22 protein-coding genes and 1 tRNA gene are annotated in these 25,969 nt (G+C 58.7%); 12 read left to right on the top strand and 11 right to left on the bottom strand.

All coding sequences use genetic code 11. The annotated features are described in order from the left end of the window. Positions 1-90 precede the first annotated feature (90 nt). From NYP16_RS12735 to oppB, 4 genes are read right to left on the bottom strand one after another with little or no spacing between them, the layout of a single operon-like run. Positions 91-1,074 carry an ABC transporter ATP-binding protein gene (locus tag NYP16_RS12735; RefSeq protein WP_274944535.1) on the bottom strand — a complete coding sequence of 328 codons (984 nt, stop codon included), beginning with the start codon at positions 1,072-1,074 and terminating at the stop codon, positions 91-93. Continuing rightward, positions 1,071-2,045 (bottom strand): ABC transporter ATP-binding protein, encoded by a 975-nt coding sequence (locus NYP16_RS12730; RefSeq protein ID WP_429913158.1) that lies wholly within the window; start codon positions 2,043-2,045, stop codon positions 1,071-1,073. Before NYP16_RS12730 ends, NYP16_RS12735 begins: the two co-directional genes overlap by 4 nt. Before the next feature lie 2 nt (positions 2,046-2,047). Next, positions 2,048-2,911 carry an ABC transporter permease gene (locus NYP16_RS12725; protein WP_274944533.1) on the bottom strand — a complete coding sequence of 288 codons (864 nt, stop codon included), beginning with the start codon at positions 2,909-2,911 and terminating at the stop codon, positions 2,048-2,050. Continuing rightward, positions 2,908-3,831 (bottom strand): oligopeptide ABC transporter permease OppB, encoded by a 924-nt coding sequence (gene oppB, locus NYP16_RS12720; RefSeq protein ID WP_274944532.1) that lies wholly within the window; start codon positions 3,829-3,831, stop codon positions 2,908-2,910. Before oppB ends, NYP16_RS12725 begins: the two co-directional genes overlap by 4 nt. A gap of 77 nt (positions 3,832-3,908) precedes the next feature. Between oppB and msrA the strand changes: the two genes are divergently transcribed. Next, entirely contained in the window at positions 3,909-4,373 is a 465-nt protein-coding gene (gene msrA, locus NYP16_RS12715; RefSeq protein ID WP_274944531.1) for a peptide-methionine (S)-S-oxide reductase MsrA, read from the top strand. Between the two features lie 511 nt (positions 4,374-4,884). Here msrA and aguB read toward each other — a convergent pair. The 4 genes from aguB to NYP16_RS12695 form a co-directional block, all read right to left on the bottom strand. Then, positions 4,885-5,733, bottom strand: a complete 849-nt coding sequence (gene aguB / locus NYP16_RS12710) for an N-carbamoylputrescine amidase (RefSeq protein ID WP_274944530.1) — start codon at positions 5,731-5,733, stop codon at positions 4,885-4,887. Positions 5,734-5,735: 2 nt separating this feature from the next. Next, the gene (locus NYP16_RS12705) at positions 5,736-6,767 is read right to left on the bottom strand and encodes an agmatine deiminase family protein (RefSeq protein WP_274944529.1); all 1,032 of its coding nucleotides are present in this window, start codon (positions 6,765-6,767) and stop codon (positions 5,736-5,738) included. A gap of 77 nt (positions 6,768-6,844) precedes the next feature. Continuing rightward, positions 6,845-7,792: a cation diffusion facilitator family transporter gene (locus NYP16_RS12700; protein WP_274944528.1), complete on the bottom strand. Its 948-nt coding sequence runs from the start codon at positions 7,790-7,792 to the stop codon at positions 6,845-6,847. Between the two features lie 98 nt (positions 7,793-7,890). Then, entirely contained in the window at positions 7,891-8,868 is a 978-nt protein-coding gene (locus NYP16_RS12695; RefSeq protein ID WP_274944527.1) for a zinc transporter ZntB, read from the bottom strand. Positions 8,869-9,114: 246 nt separating this feature from the next. Between NYP16_RS12695 and NYP16_RS12690 the strand changes: the two genes are divergently transcribed. Next, positions 9,115-9,246: an entericidin A/B family lipoprotein gene (locus tag NYP16_RS12690; RefSeq protein ID WP_274944526.1), complete on the top strand. Its 132-nt coding sequence runs from the start codon at positions 9,115-9,117 to the stop codon at positions 9,244-9,246. A gap of 75 nt (positions 9,247-9,321) precedes the next feature. Here NYP16_RS12690 and NYP16_RS12685 read toward each other — a convergent pair whose 3' ends face one another. After that, positions 9,322-10,521 carry a sensor histidine kinase gene (locus NYP16_RS12685; protein ID WP_274944696.1) on the bottom strand — a complete coding sequence of 400 codons (1,200 nt, stop codon included), beginning with the start codon at positions 10,519-10,521 and terminating at the stop codon, positions 9,322-9,324. Between the two features lie 417 nt (positions 10,522-10,938). Here NYP16_RS12685 and NYP16_RS12680 point away from each other — a divergent pair. After that, a tRNA-Val gene (locus NYP16_RS12680) sits at positions 10,939-11,013 on the top strand. Between the two features lie 100 nt (positions 11,014-11,113). Here NYP16_RS12680 and NYP16_RS12675 read toward each other — a convergent pair. Both NYP16_RS12675 and NYP16_RS12670 read right to left on the bottom strand, forming a co-directional pair. Further along, the gene (locus NYP16_RS12675; protein ID WP_279347268.1) at positions 11,114-12,514 is read right to left on the bottom strand and encodes an amino acid permease; all 1,401 of its coding nucleotides are present in this window, start codon (positions 12,512-12,514) and stop codon (positions 11,114-11,116) included. A gap of 666 nt (positions 12,515-13,180) precedes the next feature. After that, entirely contained in the window at positions 13,181-14,671 is a 1,491-nt protein-coding gene (locus NYP16_RS12670; protein WP_274944524.1) for a helicase HerA-like domain-containing protein, read from the bottom strand. Positions 14,672-15,037: 366 nt separating this feature from the next. On the opposite strand from NYP16_RS12670, the gene NYP16_RS12665 reads away from it, so the two are divergent. The 9 genes from NYP16_RS12665 (at position 15,038) to NYP16_RS12625 (ending at position 25,832) form a co-directional block, all read left to right on the top strand. Next, complete coding sequence (locus tag NYP16_RS12665) at positions 15,038-15,964, top strand: UDP-2,3-diacylglucosamine diphosphatase (protein WP_274944523.1); 927 nt, start codon at positions 15,038-15,040, stop codon at positions 15,962-15,964. Continuing rightward, on the top strand, positions 15,964-16,998 hold the full coding sequence (locus NYP16_RS12660; protein WP_274944522.1) for a glycosyltransferase family 4 protein: 1,035 nt from the start codon (positions 15,964-15,966) through the stop codon (positions 16,996-16,998). The genes NYP16_RS12665 and NYP16_RS12660 overlap by 1 nt, the downstream gene beginning before the upstream one ends. Before the next feature lie 78 nt (positions 16,999-17,076). Beyond that, positions 17,077-19,437: a M1 family metallopeptidase gene (locus tag NYP16_RS12655; RefSeq protein WP_274944521.1), complete on the top strand. Its 2,361-nt coding sequence runs from the start codon at positions 17,077-17,079 to the stop codon at positions 19,435-19,437. Then, the gene (locus tag NYP16_RS12650) at positions 19,434-20,207 is read left to right on the top strand and encodes a helix-turn-helix transcriptional regulator (RefSeq protein ID WP_274944520.1); all 774 of its coding nucleotides are present in this window, start codon (positions 19,434-19,436) and stop codon (positions 20,205-20,207) included. Before NYP16_RS12655 ends, NYP16_RS12650 begins: the two co-directional genes overlap by 4 nt. A 351-nt stretch (positions 20,208-20,558) precedes the next feature. After that, on the top strand, positions 20,559-21,407 hold the full coding sequence (gene radC / locus NYP16_RS12645) for a RadC family protein (RefSeq protein WP_274944519.1): 849 nt from the start codon (positions 20,559-20,561) through the stop codon (positions 21,405-21,407). A 732-nt stretch (positions 21,408-22,139) separates the two neighbouring features. Beyond that, positions 22,140-22,577, top strand: coding sequence for a PH domain-containing protein (locus NYP16_RS12640; RefSeq protein WP_274944518.1), 438 nt, complete (start codon positions 22,140-22,142; stop codon positions 22,575-22,577). Positions 22,578-23,009: 432 nt separating this feature from the next. Continuing rightward, positions 23,010-23,969 carry an MBL fold metallo-hydrolase gene (locus tag NYP16_RS12635; protein WP_274944517.1) on the top strand — a complete coding sequence of 320 codons (960 nt, stop codon included), beginning with the start codon at positions 23,010-23,012 and terminating at the stop codon, positions 23,967-23,969. Continuing rightward, positions 23,966-25,630, top strand: a complete 1,665-nt coding sequence (locus NYP16_RS12630; RefSeq protein WP_274944516.1) for an FAD-dependent oxidoreductase — start codon at positions 23,966-23,968, stop codon at positions 25,628-25,630. The genes NYP16_RS12635 and NYP16_RS12630 overlap by 4 nt, the downstream gene beginning before the upstream one ends. Before the next feature lies 1 nt (position 25,631). Continuing rightward, positions 25,632-25,832: a DUF2783 domain-containing protein gene (locus NYP16_RS12625; RefSeq protein ID WP_274944515.1), complete on the top strand. Its 201-nt coding sequence runs from the start codon at positions 25,632-25,634 to the stop codon at positions 25,830-25,832. Positions 25,833-25,969 lie beyond the last annotated feature (137 nt).

Genomic DNA, 25,969 nt, shown 5'->3' with positions numbered 1-25,969 from the left:
CCCCCCGTGAGCTGCCCGGTCCGCCAGACTCTTGATGGTCTGATCGAGACAGTCCAGTCACGGTAACGCGGGGCCCATGAGGAAATCAAGTCAGGCGATGTCGCGCCAGCGGTGACAGGCGATCTCGTGACCGGGAGCGGTGACCTCAAGGCGCGGCCGCGTGGTGCGGCAGATGTCCGCCACATGGGGGCAGCGGGTTGAAAACACACAGCCGCGCGGCGGATCGAGCGGTGACGGCAGATCGCCCGCGACCGGCGGCGCGTCGAGCGGGGCATCGGGATCGGCCACCGGCACCGAGGCGAGAAGCGCCCGCGTATAGGGATGCCCCGGCCGGGCATAGAGCGCGTCACGGTCGGCGATTTCCATGACCTGACCAAGATAAAGCACCATGACGCGGTGACTGATATGGCGCACCACCGCCAGATCATGGCTGATGAACAACAGCGTCAGGCCGAACTCCCGTTGCAGATCCATCAGCAGATTGACGATCTGCGCCTGAATGGAGACATCGAGCGCCGACACCGGTTCATCACAAAGCACCAGGCGCGGGCGCAGGATCATGGCCCGGGCGATGCCGATGCGCTGGCACTGGCCGCCGGAAAATTCATGGGGATAGCGGTTGACGGTCTCGGGCCGGAGGCCGACCTGCTCCATCATGGCGGCCACGCGCGCGCGGATTTCGGTGCGGGTCAGACCGGGTTCAAGCGCGCGCAAGGGCTCGGCGATGATGGCCCCCACCGTCATGCGCGGGTCGAGGCTTGCGAGCGGGTCCTGAAAAATGATCTGCAACTCCTTACGCCGGAGCCGCATGGCGCGCGGGTCGAGGGCGGCGAGATCATCGCCCTGCCACAGGACTTCGCCCGCTGTCGGCTCAATCAGACGCAGGATGGCGCGGCCGAGCGTCGATTTGCCGCAACCGGATTCGCCGACGATGCCGAGGGTCTCGCCCTCCCGTACGGAGAAACTTACGCCGTCCACGGCCTTGAGCTGAGTGATCTGCGGGATCAGAAAGCCGCCGGTGCGGATGGGGAAATGGACTTTGAGGTCGGTGACCTTGAGCAGCGCTTCGGTCATCCTGCCACCTCCTCCACAAGATGGCAGGCGGCGGCGGAGTCCGGGCCTGTCACAAGCAATTCCGGGCGCGTGGTCAGACAGCGCTCATGCACATGGGGGCAGCGATCGGCAAAGGCGCAGCCGGGCGGCAGTGACAGCAGGTTCGGCGGCTGGCCAGGAATGGCGGCCAGACGCCCGCCCTGTTGCGCCGTCAGGCCCGGGCGCGATTGCAGCAGCGCCAGCGTATAGGGATGGCGGGGGCGATGAAAAATATCGCGCACGGGGGCGCTTTCGACCACCCGCCCCGCATAGAGCACCATCACCCGGTCGGCTAGCCCCGCCACCAGACCAAGGTCATGGGTTATGAGCGCGAGCGCCCGCCCGCTTTGATCTTTCAAGCGCTTGAGCAGCACCAGAATTTGCGCCTGCACGGTGACATCGAGGGCGGTCGTTGGTTCATCAGCGATGACGAGGTCCGGGGACGACATGAGCGCCATGGCGATCATCACCCGCTGACGCATGCCGCCCGACAATTCATGAGGATATTGGGTCATGCGCCGCGCGGCGTCCGGAATGCGCACGCTGTCGAGCATGGCGATGGCCGCCGCCGTGGCCGCCTGCTTCCCGAGGCCCTTGTGGAACAGCAGAACCTCCGCCAGCTGGGTGCCGATGGTGAGATGGGGCGTGAGCGCCGTCATCGGGTCCTGAAAAATCATCGTCATGCGGTCGCCGCGCACGGCATTGAGGGCGCGGGGATCGAGCCCGAGCAGCTCCTGCCCCTTGTAACGCACCGATCCGCTGGCCCGGCCATTCGTGGCAAGCAAGCCCATGGCGGCCATGAAGATCTGGCTTTTACCCGAGCCGCTTTCGCCGACGATGCCGAGGCAATCGCCGGAGCGGATGGAAAAGCTCACCTCCGTCGCCGCCGTCACCAGACCGTCCGGAGTGGTGAAGGAGATGCCGAGATTTTCGACCTTGAGCACTGCGTCCATCATCAGCGGTCCTTGGGGTCAAGCGCATCGCGCAACCCGTCACCAAGGAAGTTGAACGAAAACAACAGCAGCGCCAGCGTGCCCGCCGGGAACAACAGCATCCAGGGCGCGGTCTCCATCTCGTCCGCGCCTTCGGAGATGAGCACGCCAAGGCTTGTGAGCGGTTCCTGCACACCGAGGCCAAGAAAGCTCAGGAAGCTTTCGGTCAGGATCACCTGTGGGATGGTCAGGGTCATATAGACCACGATGGGGCCGAGCAGATTGGGCACGATATGGCGGACAATGATCATGAAGCGGCCGACGCCCGCAGCCTCTGCCGCCTCGACAAATTCCTTCTGGCGCAGGCTGAGAGTCTGGCCACGCACGATGCGCGCCATGGTCAGCCATTCCACCGCCCCAAGCGCCAGAAACAGCAGAATGATATTACGCCCGAACAGGACCATCAGAAGAATGACGAAAAACATGAAGGGCAAGGCATACATGATGTCGACAAAGCGCATCATCAGATTGTCGACCCGCCCGCCGAGATAACCCGCCGTGGCGCCGTAAAGAATCCCGATCACCAGACTGACCGTGGTTGCAGCCATTGCCACCAGCAGCGATATGCGCGCGCCGACCAGACTGCGCACAAAAAGATCGCGACCGACGGCATCGGTGCCGAACAGGTATCCTGCAGCGAGCGAGGGCGCGCGGGCCACGTCATCGAAATAAAGTTCATCAAACGGATGCGGCGACAGCAACGGGCCAACGATGGCACAAAGCGCAATCACGGCGATGATTGCGCCGGCCACCACCGCAGCCCTGTTGCGACTGAGACGACGAAAAGCATCCTGCCACAGCGAGCGGCCCTTGACGGCAACGGTCATCGGTACCTCACGCGCGGGTCAAGCAGGGCATAGATCAGGTCCACCGCGAGATTGAGCAGCATGATCAGCACCGCATAAAAGATCACCACCCCAAGCACCAGGGTATAATCGCGATTGAGCGCTCCTTGCACGAAATACCGGCCGATGCCGGGCAGCCCGAAAATCTGTTCAATCACCACCGAGCCGGTGATGATCCCCGCGATCGCCGGTCCAAGAAAACTCACGACCGGCATCAGCGCCGCCTTCAGGGCGTGATGCGTGAGGATGCGATGCATGGGTAAGCCCTTGGCCCGCGCTGTGCGGATGTAATTCGCATGCAGCACCTCGATCATGCTGCCGCGCGTGAGGCGGGCGATATAGGCGAGATAGGGCAAGGTCAGCGCCGTCACCGGCAGCACCATTTCCCGCCAGCCGCCGGTATTCCATCCGGCCACCGGCAACCATTTGAGATAAACCCCGAAAGCGAGCGCAAGGAGCGGCGCCACCACATAGCCCGGCAAGGCGATGCCGGTCATGGCGAAGCCCATGACCAGATGATCGACGCGACTGTTCTGGCGCAGCGCCGCAAGCGACCCGGCGGCGATGCCAAGCAGGCTTGCGAGCAGAATAGCCATGCCGCCGATCTTGAGACTGACCGGGAAGCCCGCCGCGATCAGCTCGCCGACGGTGAAGTCCTTATATTTATAGGACGGCCCGAAATCACCGCGCAGCAGATTGCCGACATAAATGCCATATTGGACGATCAGCGGCTTATCGAGATGATAGGCGGCCTTGATATTGGCCTCGATCTCGGCAGGCAGGGTGCGTTCGGCATCAAACGGCCCGCCCGGCGCCACCCGCATCAGAAAAAAGGCCAGCGTCACAATAACAAAAAGCGTCGGAATGGCAGCCAACCCCCGGCGCAACGCGTAAGCCCACATATCCGTCCCCTCGTTACCCGGGGAGCCTAGCACAAGCGGCAAAATAGCGGCAATATATGCGGCGAAGGAGAACTCTGATGGAACAGGCAACATTCGCCATGGGCTGCTTTTGGGGCGTGGAAGTCACCTTTCGCAACACCCCCGGCATAAGCGACGCCCTTGTCGGCTATAGCGGCGGCAGGACCGAGCACCCGACCTATAAAGAGGTCTGCAGCGACAGCACCGGCCATGCCGAGGTGGTGCATGTGACGTTCGACCCGAAGGTCATATCCTATGACGCGCTTTTGGATGTGTTCTGGGCCAATCACGACCCTACCACCTTGAACCGGCAGGGACCGGATGTGGGCAGCCAGTACCGTTCGGCGATCTATTATTATTCCGACGCCCAACGCGATGCTGCGGTAGGTTCAAAAGCCCGCTGGGCCGACCGCTTCACCCGCCCCATCGTCACCGAAATCACCCCCGCCGCGACATTTTATCCAGCCGAGGATTATCACCAGCGCTACCTGGAAAAACGCGGCCTAGCGAGTTGTCATATCTGAGTGGGACGGCTGTCATTGCGAGGCGTAGCCGAAGCAATCCAGTCTCGCCGTTTCACAGGCGGGGCCGAAGGACTGGATCGCCACGCCGCTTACGCGGCTCGCGATGACGCCATCTCTAACTCTTATTGTCATTACCGGGCTTGACCCGGTAATCCATGGTTCAACCGACTGAGTGGCGGACAGATGGATTGCCGGGTCAAGCCCGGCAATGACAGGTTTGGGGGATGGAGGGCGAGCTGCCATCTCGGAAAGCCTCGTCATTGCGAGGCGTAGCCGAAGCAATCCAGTCTCGCCGCTTCACAGGTGGCTCCAAAGGCCTGGATCGCCGCGCCGCTTACGCGGCTCGCGATGACGGGTATCTATGACTCTTGTTGTCATTACCGGGCTTGACCCGGTAATCCATGGTTCAACCGACTGAGCGGCGAACAGATGGATTGCCGGGTCGAGCCCGGCAATGACAGGGGAAGGTAGGAATAACAGGGGAAGGCAGAAACGACAGGGAATCTCCGGCTCAGATATCCTGTGCCAGCCTTCCATACAGTTCCGGGCGGCGGTCTCGGAAGAAGCCGAAGGCGGCGCGTTTTTCGTGGGCTTTGGCTAGGTTTAAGGTTTCCACCAGAACGCCTTCTTCACCAGGTTGCAGTTCGGCGGTGATGTCGCCGAAATGGTTGGTTACGAAGGAATGGCCGTAAAAACTTTGGCCTTCTTCGGTGCCGATGCGGTTGGCGGCCACCACGGGCACGATGTTGGACACCGCGTGGCCGATCATGGCGCGTTGCCACATGCGGCGGGTGTCGAGTTCGGGTTCTTCGGGCTCCGAGCCGATGGCGGTCGGGTAGAACAGGACCTCCGCCCCCATCAGCATCATGGCGCGGGCGACCTCCGGATACCATTGGTCCCAGCAGATGCCGACGCCGATGGTGGCCTTGCGGGTTTTCCAGACTTTGAAGCCGGTGTTGCCGGGGCGGAAATAATATTTTTCCTCATAGCCCGGGCCGTCGGGGATGTGGCTTTTGCGGTAGATGCCCATGATCTCGCCCATCTCGTCGATCATGACCAGGGTGTTGTAATAATGCGGTCCGTCGCGTTCGAAGATCGAGGTCGGGATGGCCACCTTATGGGCGCGGGCGATCCTTTGCATTTCGATCACCGCCGGATGTTCAGCCACCGGATAGGCGCGGGCAAAAAAGCTTTCATGCTCGTGACGGCAGAAATAGTAGCCCTGGAACAGCTCCGGCGGCAGGATGACGTCGGCGCCCTTCCCGGCGGCTTCGATCACGAGCGTGGCGGTGTTGGCGATATCGGCCTTCATATCGTCGGTGAAGCTCAGCTGCAGGGCGGCGACGGTGATCTCGGTCATGTTCAGGCTCCCAAAACCGGCTGCTGCTGGGTGATGCAATGGAACGAGCCGCCGCCGGTCAACACGTGGCCCGCAGGCAATCCGATGGTGCGGCGGCCGGGGAACAGCTGGGCGATGGCGGCCACCGCCGCATCGTCATAGTCGCTGCCATAAACCGGGACCACAACGGTTGTGTTGCCGATGTAGAAATTCATATAGCTCGCCGGGATCGGCTCGCCGTCTTCGTCGGCGATCAGGCCGGGAGACGGGATGAGCGCCACCTTGAGGCCTTCGGCTTCGAGCACGCGACGGGTTTCGGCATAGATTTCGGCGTTCGGGTCATCCTCGCCGCTTGGGGCCATGATGGCGACAACGCCGGGGGCGACGAAACGGGCGAGATTGTCCACATGGCCGTCGGTGTGATCGTTCAAAAGCCCGTCGCCGAGCCAGACCACCCGGGTGATGCCGAGCGAGTCTTTCAGGCGCTGTTCCACATCGGCCTGAGACAGGTCCGGATTGCGGTTCGGGTTGAGCAGACACTGGCGGGTGGTGACGATCATCCCGCTGCCATCGCCGTCAATGGCGCCGCCTTCGAGAATCCAGTCGTTTTTGAGGAAGGGGACGGCGGCAAACTTACTCACCCGGTCCGACAGGTCGTTGTCGTCGGGGAGATCATATTTCCCGCCCCAGCCGTTGAAGCCGAAACCAACGCCGGTCAGCTTGCCGCCGATGGCGGTGAAAATCGGCCCGGTGTCACGCAGCCAGATATCGCCGAACGCGCTGTCATAGACCTTAGCCCCGGTCCCGGCGAGCGCGGCTTCGGCGGAGGCCACGGCTTCGGCCCCATGGGCGAGGATATGGAGTGCTTCGCCGCGCGGTTTGCCGGTGGCCGGGTCCAGATCGGCGATGGCGCGGAACAGCGCCGCCACCTCAGCCCGGGCCGGTTCGAGATCCTCAAGCCACAGATCGCCATGGCTTGGCCAGGCCGACCAGACGGCGGTATGAGGCGCCCATTCGGCGGGCGGGCACAGGATATCGGCTCGGGTGTTGGACAAGGCGCGTCTCCATCAAACAAAATCGGCCATAACCTAGGGATTGCGGCCCCTGATCGCAAGACCCTTTGCTGACGCGCTCATGCCTGGTGCTGTTCGCCGTCCGGGCAGACCTCGCCGCGTTCGATCTGCACCGTCACATGGGTCAGCCCGAAGGCCGTGGTGAGCGCCGTCTTGATGGCCTGCAGGGTCTCGTCCGCGTTGGCCTCCGCCGTGATGCGGGCGTGGAGGGTCACCAGCGGCTCGTTTTCCGTCAGCATCCAGAGATGAACGTGATGAATGTCCTCGACCCCCGGCACGGATTCGAGGAGATGGGCCGAAAGTGTCGCTTCATCCGCCACCGGCGGCGCGCCTTCAAGCAGAATATGCCCCGACCGCCTGAGGAGGTTGATCGCCCCGCCGCAAATCAGCAAGGCCATGAACACCGACAGAATCGGATCGATCGGAGTCCAGCCGGTCAGCATGATGACGATGGCGGCGATAATGGCCCCGACCGAGCCGAGCATGTCGCCGATGACATGCAGCCAGGCCCCGCGCAGATTGAGATTGTTGCGGTCGCCGCGATGGAGGATGGCAAACACCAGAATATTGACGAGCAACCCGAGCACCGCAACCACCAGCATGGGCTTGGCCAGCACCTCATGGGGTTGCTGAAAACGGCGGAAGGCTTCGAACACGATCCAGACCGTCACCCCTAACAAGGTGATCGCATTGACAAAAGCCGCGAGCACCTGCGCCCGGCCATAGCCATAGCTGCGGCGATTGTCGGATGGCCGGGCCGCAAGCCGCACCCCGGCCAAAGCCAAGGCGAGCGCCCCGGCATCGGTCAACATGTGCCCGGCATCCGCCAGAAGTGCGAGAGACCCCGACAGATAACCGCCCACCGCTTCGGCGATCATGAAGCCGAAGGTCAGGACAAAGGCCGGCCGCAGACGGCGGATGAGATCCGCCGCTCCGGCCCCGCGGATGTCGTGGTTGTGCCCGTGGCCGTGGCTGTGATCATGGCCATGATCATGGGATCCGTGCATCATCCGTCCTGTCATCACCTGGAGCTTCCGCAAGTCACGGAACAAAGACGCAGATTAAAGACATCCCCGGCAGAGGCAAGAGCCTTGGCGAAGGCCGCTCAGAACCATTTGATCGCCCGAAGAACAACAAATTGGATCACCATCACCACCACCAGAGAGCCCACGAACCAACCAAAGGCCGACGGATTGTCCGACCCCGGAATGCCGCCCACATTGATGCCGAACAAGCCGGTGACAAAGGTCAGCGGCAGGAAAATCGAGGCGATCAGCGACAACAGATAGGTGTTGCGGTTGAGCCGGGCATTCATGTAGCTCGTCAGCTCATCCTGAATGATCTGCGACCGTTCCCGCATGGTATCGAGATCATCCACATAAAGCGCCATGCGGTCATAGGCTTCATGCAGATGACGCCGGTCATTGACCGTGAACCAGGTGGCATGACTGTTTTTCAGAACCGCCACCACCTCGCGCTGCGGGGCGATATGACGGCGCATCATGATGACCCGCCGTCGCACCGTCACAATGCGCCGCCGCAGATCGAGCTTCGGTTGATGGATCAGGCTGTCTTCGGCGAGGTCGAGCTGAATATTCAGGGCTTCGAGAATGGGACTCATGCGATCGATCAGCGACAGCGCCAGCGAGGTCAGGACATCGCCGCCGGATCTTGGCCCCACATGGGCCTCAATCCGATCACGCAGGTCATTCACCGTCCGCAAAGGCCGAAGACGCACAGTGATCACCCGGCGGCCGCTGATCCACAGCCGCACCGAGACCATATCCTCAGGCACGGCATTTTCCGCGCTGTTGGTGCCGCGCAGATTGATCAGCACGCCTTCTTCTTCGAAAACCTCCACCCGCGGCCGGGTTCTTTCCTTCAGCAAGGCCGCAATGACCAGGGCAGGCAGGCCGCTCTCTTGTTCGAGCCACGCCTTGGCGGCTGCTGTGCTGCCGTCAAAATGCGCCCAGACCCAGGGGTCGGTTGGCTGCGGAAGCGTCGTCACCTCGGCGAGACTGAGGGGCGTGCCGCCACCTTGACCATCCAGCCGATAAGCAAAAATCAGACCGTCATCTGTCACAGACTACCCCGCTCATAAGGATCACATGCCGTTGAGCTTTAACATAAGCTGCAAAGACCCTGGTCCGCAAATCGCTGCGCCCTGAAGGCGGGCTGCGATGGGCGCAAGAATTATGTGGAAGCTTGCGGAAAACACTTTGACAGTGCCGTAAAATCGGCCAACTTCAGGGGTGAAATCGGGGCCTCGGATCGACATGTGATCATCCGACCCCCAGGATTTTTATGACGCTGTTCGAGGAGTGGACTTTTGAAAAAGCTTATCACTGCAATCCTGCTTGTGCCCGTGGCCCTGACGCTTGTTGCCTGCAACACCGTGGAAGGCGTCGGCAAGGACATCAAATCCGGCGGCAAGGCCATTGAGCGCGCTGGCAAAAACTGACATCGAGACTGAGTAACCATAAAAGGCGCGGTCCTGACACCGCGCCTTTTATATGTCCGGAAGCGCTGCCCTCCTTCAGTGTCGGCACGGCAACTGCACTTCCACTTCGGTCCCGACGCCGGGCGTGCTGCTGATATGCAACCGTCCGCCATGGCGCTCGATCAGCCCCTTGGTGATCGGCAGACCGAGGCCAAAGCCTTCATGCGACGCTGCTCCCGCCACCTGTCCGAAAGGCGCCATCACCCGCTCCATATTCTCGGGCGCGATGCCGATTCCTGTGTCCTTAACCTTGAAGCGCACCATCTTGTCCCCTGTCTGCTCCAATTGCAGCGTGATCAGACCGCCGGCGGGGGTGAATTTTATGGCGTTCGAGACGAGATTGATCAGAATCTGGCGGACCTTGACCACATCCGCTTCGATCACAGCCGACGGCTTCCCCTCTGGCGCTTCGGGAAACAGGAGGAATACGCCCTTTTCTTCTGCGCTCCGGGCAAGCATTTGCTGCGTCTGATGGAACAGCTCGTGCAGGTCGAACATCTCAAACGTCAGCTTTACGCCACCACTTTCAAGTTTTGCAAATTCGAGAATATCGGTCACCAGGGACAGCATATGGCTGCCGCTGGCCTGAACAGCCAACATGTAATCGCGATAGCGCGTATCGCCGAGCGGCCCATGCGGTGCCGACAACATAAGATCCGTATACCCGAGCACGGCATTCAGGGGATTGCGCAGCTCATGGCTGAGATGGGCGAGAAAATCACTTTTGGCACGACAGAGATTTTGAGATCGTTCCAAAAGATCCTGTTGCTCATCAAAGCCCTGGCGCATCTGCTTGACCGCCTGGTCGGCACCAAGACCATTTATGACCATTCCGGCAAGTTCCCGCAGGATCTTGCGCTGCATGTCCGACAGCCCGGACCGTGGAACCTGATCCACAACGCTGAGCGTCCCATAAGTCTGGCCGTCACGCGACCGCAGCGGAATGCCCGCATAAAACCGCACATGCGGCTCCCCGATCACCAACGGATTGAACCGGAAACGATCATCGGCGGTGGCGTTTGGAACAATCAGAATGTCCTCAGAGAGCAGCGTCTGGGAGAAGAACTCCCAATTGCCCTGAATGTCGTTGGCCTCAAAGCCATGGTGGGATTTCAGGCAATTCCGGCTCTCCTCCATAAGAGACACCAAGGCAAAAGGAGCGCCGAGCAACCGGGCCGCCAATCCTGTTATGCAATTAAATGTTTCTTCCGCTCCAGCATCTTCGCCACCTAGCATGGATAAATGCTGCATGAGTTTCATATCGTCGAAAGTCGTCGCCATTTGCATGAGTTTCGCGCCTCAGAAGAATGTGTGTGCGACCGAAATAAGCCGTCTTACCTGACATCTCCCCCTCCCGTAGCCAAACATACCAAATGCCCCCCATTGACGATGGAGGCAGGACAGAACACTACTGAGAAACTGATACAAACCGCTTGGGGCGGCAACGGCTACCCCCGGGTAGGTCTTAAACCTATCACAGCTTCCTCTGACGTTAATATTTTTTATACATGGCTTGCATAAAAATTACCCATGCCAGGCGAAATTAACCAATTCGATAGCGCCAAAAAGACCTGAATTCCCTCCTTGCGCTCCCCTGGTCCTGCTGTTAGATTGCGCGCCGTCCATACCCGGGCGGATCCTCCGCCACTCGGAGGGCGCGTAGCTCAGCGGTAGAGCACTGCGTTCACATCGCAGGGGTCGCAAGTTCGAACCTTGCCGCGCCCACCATTCAAGCCATTGATTTGCAATATAAAACCTGACCCCCGGATAAAACCGGGGTGTGACAGTGTGGCATAGTGCCCGTGACGCCCCGCCTCGGATAACGTATTCAGACTGACGCAAGGCGGCTTTTCCGGCGGCCATAGAGGGCATAAACAATGACCCCTATGGTATTCCAGATAAAGAAGCGCTCCTGCGTCATGGCGGGCAGGCTTATGAACAAATAAAGGCAGCCGAGCACTGCGAGCGTGCCGACCACAAACGGCATGGGTGCCTTGAAGACACGCGGACGTGCGGGCTCGCGCCGCCGCAGAACCATCATCGACACCGACACCGCGATAAAGGCGCAGAGCGTCCCGGCGTTCGCGAGTTCGGCAATTTCAGCCAGCGGAAACAAGCCGGCGATCACCGACACCACCAGCGCCGTCACAATGGTCATGGCCACCGGCGTGCCGGTTTTCGCATTCACCCGGCCAAGCCGCTCGGGCAGCAGACCATCCCGCGCCATGGCGAAAAAAATCCGCGTCTGCCCATACATGAACGCGAGGATCACCGTCGGCAAGGCGATCACCGCCGCCACCCCGATCAACCGCGCCGTCTCGGGCGCACCCAACCCGCGCAGGATATGGGCAAGCGGATCGCCGCTTTCGGCAAACTCCTGAAACGGCATGGCGCCGACCGCTGCTGCCGCAACCGCCATATAGATCAACGTGCAGAGAACCATGGAGCCGAGAATCCCGATGGTCAGATCGCGGCCCGGATTTTTGGTTTCCTCAGCCGCCGTCGACACGGCATCAAACCCGTAGAAGGCGAAAAAGATAATGGCCGCCGCCGCCATCACGCCGCGCACCATGCCGCCCTCCTCATGGGCCGAAAAGCCATAGGGCATGAAGGGCGAGAAGTTCCCGGCCTCGAACGCAGGCGCGGCTATGACGATGAAAGCCGCGAGCGCCACAAGCTTCAAGCTGACCAGCACCGCATTGACCCGCGCACTCTCCTGCGTGCCGAGCATCAGCAAGCCAGCCACCGCCCAGACGATCAGAATGGCCGGCAGATTAATGATCCCACCAGCATGAGGGCCCGCCAACAGCACATGCGGAACATCAATCCCCGCCGCCAGCAGAAAGCCCGAAGCATATCCGGACCAACCCACCGCCACCGCAGCGCAGACAACGGTATATTCAAGAATAAGGCTCCAACCGACAATCCAGGCGAGCCCCTCGCCCAGCACCGCATAGCTGTAGGTATAGGCGCTGCCCGCGCGCGGAATAAGCGTCGCAAGCTCGGCATAGGCCAAGGCCGCACAGGCACATACCGCCCCCGCAATCAGAAACGCCAGCATCACCGCAGGCCCCGCCCGATCGGCCCCGACCCCGGTCAGCGTGTAAATCCCGGTGCCAACAATGGCCCCAACCCCAAGCGCCACAAGATGCGGCCAGCTGAGGGTGCGTTTCAGGCCCTGCCCCTGGCCACTCCGCGTGCAGTCATCAATGGATATCCGACGTTTCAAAAAATTCACAGACCGCCCCCGCCCTTAATGTTGCTGGGATAATTTATACCGGGGCCTGTGGGTGAGGTGAAGGGATTAAGCAAATTACGCCGGATTTTCAGGCACCCATATGGCAGCTCAGCCTATCTTTCATCAAGACGACGAGAAAATCCTGTGTCCCGCAATAGAACGTTACAAGGTCCGTATCACCAGCGGCGCTGGAACTTGTAATAGTTATCAACCTTGCGGCCGGATTATAGACCGCTGAAACAAGACTTCCTGCAGTCATTGTGGATGGTTCGATCATGGTCACATTCCTTTATGAATTGAGAGAGTTAAACTCACCGCACCATAAAGACCGGACGCAACGAACCCGTTCTTCCTCAGGATTTCAAACTTTACTAGCTGAGCAAAGCCGTGCGGCAGACTCGGCATCTACCTAGGGGGGTGGATCACCACCGCAAGTCTGGATCGCCACGCCGCTTGCGCGTCTCGCGATGACGGTTGAGAGGATGTGGTAGTCGCCTCTCTCTTGGCCATCATTTATATTTGTCTATCTTGTCATTGCCGGGCTTGACCCGGCAATCCATCTGGCCACCTCGGCAAGGGTTGAACCATGGATTACCGTGTCAAGCCCGGTAATAACAATTGGGGAAAAGCCGACGACAGCCGCCTGTTTTAAGTCCCTCACTTCTTCATGATCGACCCGAGCACCCCGCGCACGATGGCGCGGCCGAGGGAGCTTCCGACTGAGCGGAGCACCGATTTGGTGATGGCTTCTCCCATACTGTCGGAGCGGCGGGGGGCGGCTGGGCGGGGGGTGGGTTTGGTTGGGCCGCTGTTGGGGATGGTGAAATGGTCGTTGCTGGCGTTCGCCACGGTTGCCTCAGCACGGCGGGCGAGCATTTCGAAGGCGCTGTCGCGATCAAGCAGCGTGTCATAGAGGCCGCGCATGGGGCTTGTGGCCATGATGCGGGCGCGGGATTCGGGGGTGCTTGGGCCCACGTGGGCGGTGGGCGGGGCAATCAGGACGCGTTCCACCATGCCGGGGACGCCGCCCTTGCCGAGGGTTGAGACCAGGGCCTCGCCGACGCCGAGTTCGGTGATTGCGGTCTGTGTGTTGAGCTTGGGATTCTGGCGGAAGGTGTCGGCTGCAGCTTTGACAAGTTTCGCATCCTTCGGCGTGAAGGCGCGGAGCGCATGTTGCACCCGGTTGCCGAGCTGACCGAGCACGTCGTCTGGAATATCGGTGGGGCTTTGGGTGACGAAATAGACGCCGACGCCTTTCGAGCGGATGAGCCGCACCACCTGCGTGACTTTGTCCAACAAGGCCTTCGGGGCATCGTTGAACAACAGATGCGCTTCATCAAAAAAGAACACCAGCCGTGGTTTGTCGAGATCGCCGACTTCGGGCAATTTTTCAAACAGTTCCGACAGCAGCCACAACAACAGCGTGGCGTAAAGTTTCGGCGCCTGCACCAGTTTGTCAGCGGCGAGAATGCTGATGGTGCCGCGCCCGTTTGGATCGATCCGCATGAAATCATCGAGCCTGAGCGCCGGTTCGCCAAAGAACTTGTCGGCCCCCTGCGCTTCCACTTCAAGCAGACGACGCTGAATGGTGCCGACCGTGGCTGCCGCCACATTGCCGTAGGTGGCCGTGAGCTTGGCTGAATTTTCGGACACATAAACGAGAAGCGCGCGCAGATCCTTCAGATCCATCAGCAGCAGGCCTTCGTCATCCGCGACCTTGAACACGAGTGAAAGCACACCGGACTGGGTTTCATTGAGATCGAAGAGGCGCGCCAGCAACAGCGGCCCCATTTCCGAAATGGTCGCCCGCACGGGATGGCCGCTCACGCCATAAACATCCCAGAAGATGACCGGATAAGCGGCCCCGGCGAAATCCGTGAGGCCGAGCTGTTCGGCCCGGTCCTTGAACACCTGTTTGTCGCCGCCGACCTCCGAAAGGCCCGAGAGGTCACCCTTGACGTCGGCCATGAACACCGGCACCCCGGCGCGCGAAAACCCTTCGGCCAGCCCCTGCAAGGTCACGGTCTTGCCGGTGCCGGTGGCTCCGGCGATCAGGCCGTGGCGGTTTGCAAGCTTGAGATCAAGATATTGGGCGCTGTCCGGCGCGTTCGCCGCGGCACCCATGAAAATCCGGCCAGTCTCGCTCATCTGCGCACACCTCATGTTATGGGTCATAAACCTTAGCCCAGGATAGTGAGCGCGTCCGCATTTTTTCGGCTGGGGGAGCCTGGAGGTTTAGGGACGGGGAAGCCCGTGAATATGGCCGCAGCCTCTCTCCGGGCCGGGAGGCTATCTTGTCATTGCCGGGCTTGACCCGGCAATCCATCTGGCCTCCTCGTGAAGGGTTGAGCCGTGGATTACCGGGTCAAGCCCGGTAATGACAAATATATGGTGTGGGAGGTTGAGCGCCTGCGGTTGTCATGAAACTGTCGCCAAACTGTCATCAGGAGGTCACCTGCTCGCGCGATGGTGCGCGCAATGATAAAGCACTCAGTTAAGGGACGACAAAGCCCCATGGCCATCACCGCTGGCGATCCTGCGGAAGCCCGCACCGGACCGTTCCCCGCCGCCTTTCGTGAGATGCCACCCCTGTTGCCGCCATTTCTGTGGCCCGACAGCGACAAGCCGGAAACACCGGACAGCGAGATCCCCAAACACCGCTATCGCAGCATCTGGATTTCCGACATTCATCTGGGCACACGCGGCGCGAACGCCGAACTGTTGCTAAGTTTTCTCAAACATACCGAGTCCGAACAGCTTTATCTCGTGGGCGATATCGTCGATGGCTGGGCGCTCAAACGGTCCTGGTACTGGCAGCAAAGCCATAATGACGTGGTGCAGAAAATCCTGCGCAAGGCCCGCAAAGGCACCCGCGTCGTCTATATCCCCGGCAATCATGACGAGGCGCTTCGGCCCTATGCGGGGCTTGCCTTTGGCGATGTGGCCATCGAGCGCGAGGTCATCCATGTGACCGCCGACGGCCGCCGCTTTCTGGTGTTCCATGGCGATGAATTCGACGGCGTCATGCAATATGCCAAATGGCTCGCTCATCTTGGCGACATGGCCTATATGCTGTCGCTTCATCTCAATACTCTGGTCAATCGCGGACGGCGGCGGCTTGGCATGCCCTATTGGTCGCTGTCGGCCTATCTGAAGCATAAGGTCAAGAACGCCGTCGCCTTCATCGCAAGCTTTGAAAATCTGATCATCGCCGAGGCCCGGCGGCGCGGCATGGACGGGGTGATTTGCGGCCATATCCATCACGCTGAAATCCGCGACATGGACGGCATCACCTATGCGAATGATGGCGACTGGGTCGAAAGCTGCACGGCTTTGGTGGAGGATTTTTCAGGCGCGCTCCGGATCATCCGCTGGGCCGAGGAAATGCCGAGCGGCAGAACAGGATCCAAGGCCGGTACGCCGGTCATGGCGACTGTGTGATGACCAAACGCGTCATCATCGTCACCGATGCCTGGGCCCCGCAAATCAATGGCGTCGTCCGTACCCTTGAGGCCACGGCACGCGAGCTTGCGCGGCTTGGCCATGAAGTGACATTCATCACCCCGCAATCCTTCAAAAGCCTGCCCTGCCCGACCTATCCGGAAATCCGTCTGTCGCTGCCGTTGTTCGGTCAGTTCACGCGCGTGATGGAGGCGGCGCTCGGCGACCAAGAAGACCGCTATATTCATATCAGCACCGAAGGACCGCTTGGGCTTGCCGCCCGCGCCTATTGCCTGCGTCATGGATTGAAATTCACCACCGCCTATCACACCAAATTCCCCGAATATGTGGAGGCGCGCTTTCATCTGCCGATCAGCTGGACTTATCGGTTCATCCGCTGGTTTCACCGGCCCTCCGCCGCCATCATGTGCGCGACGGCGGGTGTCGCGCAGGACCTTGCGCAGCATGGCATCCTGCATAGCTGCCGCTGGTCGCGCGGCGTCGATGTGGAGCATTACAACCCGGGGCGGCGGCTGACCGCCAAGCTTCCGCCGGAGTTTCTGGCCCTGCCAAAACCCGTCCTCCTGTATGTGGGCCGGGTTGCGGTGGAGAAGAACATCGAAGCCTTTCTTGATTGCGAGGCCCCCGGCAGCAAGGTTGTGGTCGGCGCCGGTCCGCAGCTTGCGAGTTTGCGCGCCCGTTATCCTGAGGTGCTGTTTCTTGGGCCGCGATATGGCGATGAGCTTGCCGATCTGTATGCCGCAAGCGACGTCTTTGTCTTCCCGAGCCGCACCGATACCTTTGGCCTCGTGCTTCTGGAAGCGCTCGCGTCCGGCACGCCGGTGGCTGCCTATCCGGTGACCGGGCCGCTTGATGTGATCGGCGCGGGCCCGGCCGGCTGCCTCGACAGCGACCTCGGGCAGGCCATAGTAGGCGCGCTCCGGCGGCGGCGGGAGGATTGCAGGGCCCATGCGCTCAGTCAGTCCTGGGATGCCTGCGCCCGGCAGTTTCTGGGCAATCTGGTCGGTGCCTGAAGTGCGGGGCTGACAGGGCGGTGGCAGCGCTTTATCCTGAGCATCCCCGAACGGGATCAGGGATCAAGAAGGGCCATCATGAAAACAATCTCTGCGGCCATGGCTATCGTCCTTGCTGTGACCAGCTTCGCTGCGGCGGAGCGCAAACCCGCTGAGCCGCCGCATAAAATCGAATTCGAGGATAAATTCCGCGCGCTTGACGATCTGTTGCCGACCCCCGGCACGACCCGCAGCGCATCCGGAGCCCCCGGCCCCGCATATTGGCAGCAGCAGGCGGATTATAAAATCCGCGTCACCCTTGATGAAAGCAAGCGCAGCATCAGTGGCGCGGAAACCATTACTTACCGCAACAACTCGCCCGATATCCTGCATTATCTTTGGGTTCAACTTGATCAGAACGATCTCAAACCCCATGCCGATCAGGTGCTGGCCGCGCCCGGCTATGGCGACCGCTTCACCTTTGCCGCCCTCCGCGCCGCAATCGCCGAAACCCGGTTTCCCGGCGGGTTTGATATCAAGGCTGTACGGGGCGACGGGAACGCAGCGCTCAAAACCCAGATTCACAACAGCATGATGCGGGTCGATCTGGCTCAGCCGCTCAAACCCGGTGGAGTGGTCAGCCTCAGCATCGACTGGTCCTATAATATTCCCGAACAAAACGTCATGGGCGGTCGTGCCGGATTTGAATTCTTTCCCGCCGACGGCAATGACATTTTTGAAATCGGGCAATGGTTTCCACGCATCGCCGCCTATACGGATCAGGGCGGCTGGAACGTCAAACCGTTTCTCGGCACCGGAGAATTCTCGCTGGAGTTCGGCAATTACGAGGTGGCGATCACCGTGCCAGCCGATCATATGGTCGCCGCCACCGGAACCCTGCAAAACCCCGAAGCCGTGCTGACGGCCGAACAGCGAGCCCGCCTGCAAAGCGCCCGCACCGCCCCGGAACCTGTCTTCATCGTCACCCCGGACGAAGCCGAAAAAGCGGAGAAAAACCGTTCGGCCCGCAGAGCCACCTGGATCTTCCGCGCCGACATGGTGCGCGATTTCGCCTTTGCCAGTTCACGCAAATTCGCCTGGGACGCCTGGGGCGTGGCAGTGCCGGGCGGCGGCGCGACGCTCGCCATGTCGTTCTATCCGCGCGAAGCCATGCCGCTGTGGACGCAATATTCGACTGCCGCCGTTGCCCACGCCATCGAACAATATTCGGCCTATCTGTTTCCCTATCCCTATCCGGTGGCGCAATCGGTCAACGGTCCGGTGGGCGGCATGGAATATCCCATGCTGTCCTTCATCGGCTCCCGCCCCGAGACCGCCGCGGACGGCAGCACGACTTACGCCAAGGCCACCAAATACGAGCTGATTTCCAACATCGTGCACGAAGTCGGCCATAATTATTTTCCGATGATCATCAATTCCGATGAACGACAATGGGCCTGGATGGATGAAGGCCTCAACAGCTTCGTTCAATATGTAGCGGAGCAGGCCTGGGAAGAAAATTATCCGAGCCTGCGCGGCGAACCCCGGCAAATCGCAGCGCCTGCGCTCAACCCCTATCAGACGCCGGTGATGACGCGGGCGGACTCGCTCAGGCGGCTTGGTGGGGAGGCCTATAACAAACCGGCGGCAGCCCTGACCATCCTGCGCGAGACCATCCTTGGCCGCGATCTTTTTGATCAGGCATTTCGCGAATATGCGCATCGCTGGGCCTTCAAACGCCCGCTTCCCGCCGACTTTTTTCGCAGCATGGAAGATGCCTCCGGCGTCGATCTCGACTGGTTCTGGCGCGGCTGGTTTTATAGCACCGATTATGTGGATATCGCCATCGACAGCGTGCGGCGCTTGCGCATTGATGACAAATCCGTGGTCAATGACAAAGCACCGGAAAAGTCCCGGGATGCAAAGAAGGACACGCCTGCACCGCTGCCGCCCTCCATCACCGAACAACGCAACAGTACTCTGGCCCGACGCGTCGATCGCTATCCCGGTTTGAAGGATTTTTACAACGGTCCGGATGGCGAGGCCGAAGCGCGCGACGACGACACCCCCGCCACCCTTGATGAGGCCGATCAGGCGCTGCTCCGCAGCAGCGGCGATTATTTTTACATGCTGGAATTTTCCAATCTCGGCGGTCTGGTGATGCCGATCATTCTTGACATCGCTCATAGTGACGGCAGCCGGGAGATCATTCGCCTGCCTGCGGAACTATGGCGGCAGAATCCGAAAAAAGTCTCCAAACTTCTGATCCTCAAAAAGGAGATCACATCCGTCACCCTCGATCCCTATCTCGAAACTGCCGACAGTGATACCAGCAACAATATCTGGCCGCGCAAACCCGAAGATCGCATCGGCGAGTATCGGCTGGAACTCGTCAAACCATTCGTGCCACGCAATCTCATGCGTGAGCGTGGCGTGACCGCCGGAGCCCCCGCGAAATGACCGTGCCCGACTGGCTGCCCGACCTCGCAAACGTCACCGAAGCGCTCGGCCTGCCCGCGTTCGAAGATCGCCTGCTCGGCTTTCTCAACCGTCTGTTGCCGGTGGATCATGTGGCCGTTTTCACCTTTGATCCTGGCGGCAAGGCCGGGCATCTTTTCACCTCAAGCCGTCTCGATGCCGCAGCCGTGCAGACGCTAACCGATGCCTATATGGGCGGTGGCTATGCAGAGGACCCGAACCTGCCGATCATGCAGACCCTCAAGCCCGGCGAATTGATCGACCATGGCATGGAAGGCGCCTATGCCCCCGCTTATCGCGAACAATTTTTTGGCAAAAGCGGCCTGATCGACAAGGCCTCAACCAGCGCGACGGCAGGATCAGGCACGGTCTATTGCAATTTCTACCGCCTGCAGGACAGCGGCCGCTTTTCCCCGGAAGACTGGGAGCAGCTTCGCGCGCTGCTGCCGCTCGTCACCAACCTGATCGCCGCCCATCGCCGCCTGTTGCCGCAAGCCCAAAGCCAAAACGTGCAATCCGTCGTCCACAGCATCATCAGCCGTGCCGCCCCACCCTTCGATAAACTCACCAACCGCGAACGCGAAGTCTGCGCGCGGGTCTTATTGGGGTATTCGTCGGAAGCGATTGCATTGGATTTGGGGATCGCGGCGTCGAGTGTGACGACCTATCGCAAGCGAGCTTATGAGAAGCTTGGGATTACAGGGCAGAGTGAGTTGTTTTCGCTTTGTTTGGGGGCGGTGGAGCGGGGGTGAGGGCATGGAATTATGACACCCCATCGATTCGTCATAAAGAGCATAACTAAAAATCAAATAAAAATAGAATTAGATTAATAATAGACACTTTTTGCGTTTAATAAAACACCCCATTAACTATATCTTATGGTGTAAATATCCATAAAAAATTTCAAAGACCAGAAAATTACTCAAAAATTCTCCAAAACAAAGAACCACTTAAATAGATTCCCTAGAAATAATTGCACAGGAATAAATATATAAATACCTAAATAGCCTTCATTAAAAATTAACTACACCTCACCTACCGTCAATTACCACGCGACTTTGTTTGTACTCTATACCAATCAATAGGATACGAGGGGGTTACCAATGTCTGTTAGAGTGGATAGTCTAAGTATTAGTGCTTTATCTTCGCCAAATAATGAGAGATCCGACATCAAGTCATGGCCAAAGACAGAGAACAACACTCCCCATTTAACTCGAAAACGAAAAGAGGTTAAATGTAGCGGCTCCCGCCCAAACCGAGCGCGGGACTTCCAAAAGAACACTTGGCACATACCAACCTACAGAGAGCGTCTGCGAGACCGATTTCTCACCCAGAGTAGAGCTATCCTTACTCAGTATGAACTCCTTGAGCTTCTCATCAGCATTACCGATCCAAAGTCCGACATAAAAGCAATGACTACAGAGCTGTGCAAAAAATTCGGCAGCTTGGGATCAATTCTTAGCGCCCCCCGGAAAAGGCTGGCCGAAATTCCGGGCATAAACGATGACATCATGGCAGCCTTCCAAATTATCAAAGCAACGGCCATAGAACTGCAACGCGAAGAGATAATGGACCAGCCAGTTATCAGCTCCTGGAAAGCTCTCATCGGCTATTGCCGTTCCGCAATGGCCCATGAACATGAGGAACAGCTAAGAATTCTATTTCTAAACAAAAACAATATGCTCATGCTAGACGAAGTACAAAGCTACGGCACGGTTGATCAGACTCCATTTTATACTCGTGAAGTCATCAAACGAACCCTCGAGATAGGAGCCACAGCTATAATTGTTGTGCACAATCACCCAAGCGGCGACCCCACACCTTCAAAAGAAGATGTTGAGATCACGCGAAAGCTGAAGGAAGCGGCAGCAAAACTCGATATTGCTGTCCATGACCATTTGATTATAGCCAAAAGCGGCCATGCAAGCTTCAAAACCCTTGGACTACTCTGATCAATATGATTGCGTAAGAGGTATTTACGCATAAAAACGAAAAATATAAGAAGCTATACAGAATAAGAAAATAAAAAAATTCTGCGCGTGCGTATAATCTTGATAAATAAGTTTATAAAAATTTAGAAAAGCCCTAAGTGTTATCACTTAATATTTAATTCGCGACCATATAACTAGAAATAATTCGCTCTGCTCAAGATGTCAGTAAATACTAAATTCTATCATTAAATCGTCATCCTGAGCGAAGCAACAGGATCCAGTCTTTTACCCCTGTCCTCGATGGTAGGAACAGCCCCCCTCCCCAAGATCATGCTATATTTCAAAAATAGCATAACAATCTGATGGTCATGATCTTAAGGAAACCCTTGAGATTCTCCAAGCTTGCGGACAATCGGCGAGTGAAACCATTTTTGATCACTGTCTCCCATTCAATAAACTCACCAACCACGAACGCGAAATCTGCGCGCGGGTCTTGCTTGGACTTTCGTCAGAAGCCATTGCATTGGATTTGGGGATCACGGGGCAGAGTGAATTGTTTTCGCTTTGTTTGGGGCGGCGAAGCGGGGGTGAGGGGAGGTATGGCCGATGCCCGACCCGTTTTGGCTCCTGCAGCAATTGCCGGCATACGCACGATCCTCAATTAAAAAGAGTTATGACGACTTTATCGTTCATTATTTAATTGATATATCATATTATACTGTGGGGTTATTTTTATAGAAAAAGGGGGTTCCCATGGCTAGCTATGTCGAGAGCGTTTTATCGAAAGGCGAAGAAGTTTTCTATCAAGGGAGACTTTCTTTAGTAAAATATTGGTTAAATTTCGTCCTTGCTGCCTTACTTATATTACCAGCTCTGAAGAATATAGCCTGTTTGCTCATTGTTATATTATTGATCTGCTGGCCATTTCTTATGCGTTATAGCACGGAACTTGTTATTACCAACAAACGGGTCATCGCGAAATTTGGCATTTTTTCCAGAAACACCATTGAGATCAATTTCAAAAAAATCGAGTCCTTACGTGTCAATCAGGGCATTTTCGGACGCATGCTGAACTATGGAAGCATCATCGTTGTGGGTTCGGGAGCAACCCATGCTCCAATTCTCAATATATCTAGCCCGTTGGAATTTCGCCGGGCCTATGACACAGCCGCCCAGCATATCGAGGCTTGAACATGGTTCGGGCAGTCAGAAAACTTCGATCCGGAAGACCTGAGGACGTCATGTCATTCTGAGTTTTCCGGGAAGGGAGATCCTTCGCGGACGCTCAGGATGAGCAGTGAGTATATAAAGATACTGTCATTTCCCGGCTTGACCCGGCAATCCATCTGGCTGCTTTCTTGCTGATTGGACCATGGATTACCGGGTCAAGCCCGGCAATGACAGACTAGACAGAATAGTAAGACAGAATAGTAAGGCTGATTAGTAAGACTGGCTGCCACCACGGCACATTGGCTGCATCACAGATTAGACTCCCAATTCCCGTCATCCTGAGCGCAGCGACAGGATCCAGTCTTTCTGTCCCCATTAACGGGGACAGACAACGGCCCACCGAGATGTCATGCTCATGTCCAATGACCGCATAACAGTCCGGAGGCCCCGATCATGACCAAAAAATTCGCCTCTCAAGCCGATCTTGAGGAAAAGACCGTGAGCTTCACCAGGCTTGCGGATAATGCCTATGCCTATACTGCCGAGGGGGACCCGAATACCGGGGTGATCATCGGGGACGATGGCGTGATGGTGCTCGATACCCAAGCGACGCCGACCATGGCTCAGGACGTGATTGCGAAAATTCGCACGGTCACGGATAAGCCGATCAAATATGTGGTGCTGACTCATTACCATGCTGTGCGTGTTCTTGGCGCGAGCGCTTATGGGGCTGAGCAGATCATCGCCAGCCGCGACACCTATGACCTGATTGTCGAGCGCGGAGCACAGGACTGGAAATCGGAACATGACCGTTTCCCGCGGCTTTTCAATGACGCCGAAAGCGTGCCCGGTCTGACCTGGCCGACTATTACCTTTTCAGGTGAAATGTCGATCTTCATGGGCAAGACCGAGGTCAAGCTCATGCAGCTTGGGCGCGGGCATACCAAGGGCGACACCGTGGCCTGGCTGCCGAATGAAAAGGTCTTGTTCAGCGGCGATCTCGTGGAATATGGCGCAACGCCTTATACCGGCGATGCCTACCTCACCGACTGGCCGCAGACGCTGGATAATATCGAAGCCTTGAAGCCCGAAAAGCTCGTGCCCGGACGCGGCGACGCGCTCACCACCCCCGCGACCGTGGCCGAGGCCATTCGCGGCACCCGCGCCTTTGTCAGCGACATGTTCAATGCGGTGAAGGCTGGCGTGGCGGCGGGCAAGGATTTGAATGCCGTTTACCGCGACACCTATGACGCGCTCAAACCGACTTACGGCCAGTGGGTCATTTTCGATCACTGCCTGCCGTTCGACGTCACCCGCGCCTATGACGAAGCAAACGGCATCCGCGATCCGCGCATCTGGACCGCCGAGCGCGACAAGGATATGTGGCTGTCGCTTGAGGGGATCGGAAAATGAAAACCTACCCGTTCGTTGCTCCGCCGGAGTTGGTAACGGGTGAGGTCAAACATATCCCGGTGATCATCGCCGGGGCGGGGCCGGTCGGGTTGTCGATGGCGATCGACCTCCGGTTGCGCGGCGTTGACTGCCTGCTGCTCGATGATGATGACCGCGTGAGCCACGGCTCGCGCGCCATCTGTTATGCCAAACGCACGCTTGAGATCTGGGACCGGCTTGGCTGCGGCGATCGCATGGTTGAAAAAGGTGTGCGCTGGGACACCGGCCGCATCTTTTTCGGCGACGGCAAGGAACCGGTCTATTCCTTCGACCTGCGTGACGAGGATGGCCATAAATATCCGAGCTTCATCAATCTGCAGCAATATTACGCCGAGGAATTTCTGCTCGACCGGCTGGCTGAACTGGGCCAGACCCCACGCTGGAAAAGCAAAGTCACCGCCGTCACGCAAACCGCCGAGCGGGCCGAGATCACGGTGGACACCCCGGACGGCAGTTATCGCCTGACTTCTGATTATGTAATCGCTGCCGACGGCGCGCGCAGTCCGGTGCGCCACATGCTGGGCCTTGAATTCGAAGGCCGCATCTTCGAAGACCATTTTCTGATTGCCGACATCAAGATGAAAGGCGATTTTCCGGCCGAGCGTTGGTTCTGGTTCGATCCGCCGTTCAATCGCGGTCAATCGGCGCTGTTGCATCGCCAGCCGGATGATGTGTGGCGGCTGGATTTCCAGCTTGGCTGGGACATCGACCGCGAGGCCGAGCTTGACCCCCTGCGCATCGACACCCGCATCCGCGCCATGATGGGGGCCGATGTGGACTACAAGCTTGAATGGAGCAGCATCTATACCTTCCAATGCCGCCGACTTGACCGTTTTGTCCATGGCCGGGTGATCTTCGCCGGAGACAGCGCCCATCTGGTATCGCCCTTTGGCGCGCGCGGCGCCAACAGCGGGGTGCAGGACGTCGACAATCTCGGCTGGAAGCTGGCCCTGATCTTGAACGGCAGGGCCCCGGTTCAATTGCTTGAAAGCTATAACAGCGAACGCGTCTATGCGGCACGGGAGAACCTGTTGAACTCCACCCGGGCAACCGATTTCATCACCCCGAAAAGCGATATCAGCCGCCTGTTCCGCAATGCCGTGCTTGAACTCGCAGCAAGCTGCCCGTTTGCCCAGCGCATGGTCAACAGTGGGCGGCTGTCGGTCCCGGCTCATTTGCGGGAGTCAGCGCTCAATTCGCCCGATAAGGAGGATTTCTCCGGAGTTCTGCAGCCGGGCTCTGTGGCCGCCGATGGCCATGTCATCGCCGCCGGACAGGACCAGTGGTTTCTGTCCTTGATCGGGCAGGAAACCCGCGATTTCGTGCTGCTGCATTTTGCCGACCCGGATGCCCCTGCCCCGGATATCTCCCCGCTGCTGGAGGGTAACAATCCGATTGCCGTCTACATGGTCGGACCGGACCTGACCGGGGCCCGCAGACTTGCCGATCCGGAGGGGCATCTCGCGCGACGCTATGACGCCCGACCCGGTACCACCTATCTGCTGCGGCCAGACCATCATGTGAGCGCCCGTTGGCGGAGCTTTGACGCCACGCTCGTGCGCGCTGCCCAAGACCGCGCGCTCAATCCCGGCACAGCCCAGAATTCCGAGGAGGCCGCCTGATATGACCTCATCCTCCCTGGACCTGAGCCCGCGTCTTCCGGACCCCGACTGCTTTTATGAAGCCTTGATCGAAGCCCATCAGGGTTTGAGCGCCGCCGAAAGCGCCGCATTGAATGCCCGGCTCATTCTGATCCTGGCCAATCAGGTCGGCGACATGAGCCTATTACGAGCCGCACTGGATCAGGCCCACAACCCTAAGTAGGTGTGTAACACTACTTTTCATTCATACGAAAAAGCGATACGCTGCGACCATCCTTGCAACATATCAGGGTCCTCAGAGTAGTGCTCACATGGATGCGAACAGGATCAGCCCGCCGGAAAAGGCGGGCACCCTAGACC

It is taken from the genome of Govania unica (genome assembly GCF_027920805.1).
Classification (GTDB): domain Bacteria; phylum Pseudomonadota; class Alphaproteobacteria; order Sphingomonadales; family Govanellaceae; genus Govanella; species Govanella unica.
The sequence above is the reverse complement of the archived record's forward strand: the minus strand, read 5'-3'. Positions and strand labels throughout refer to the sequence as shown.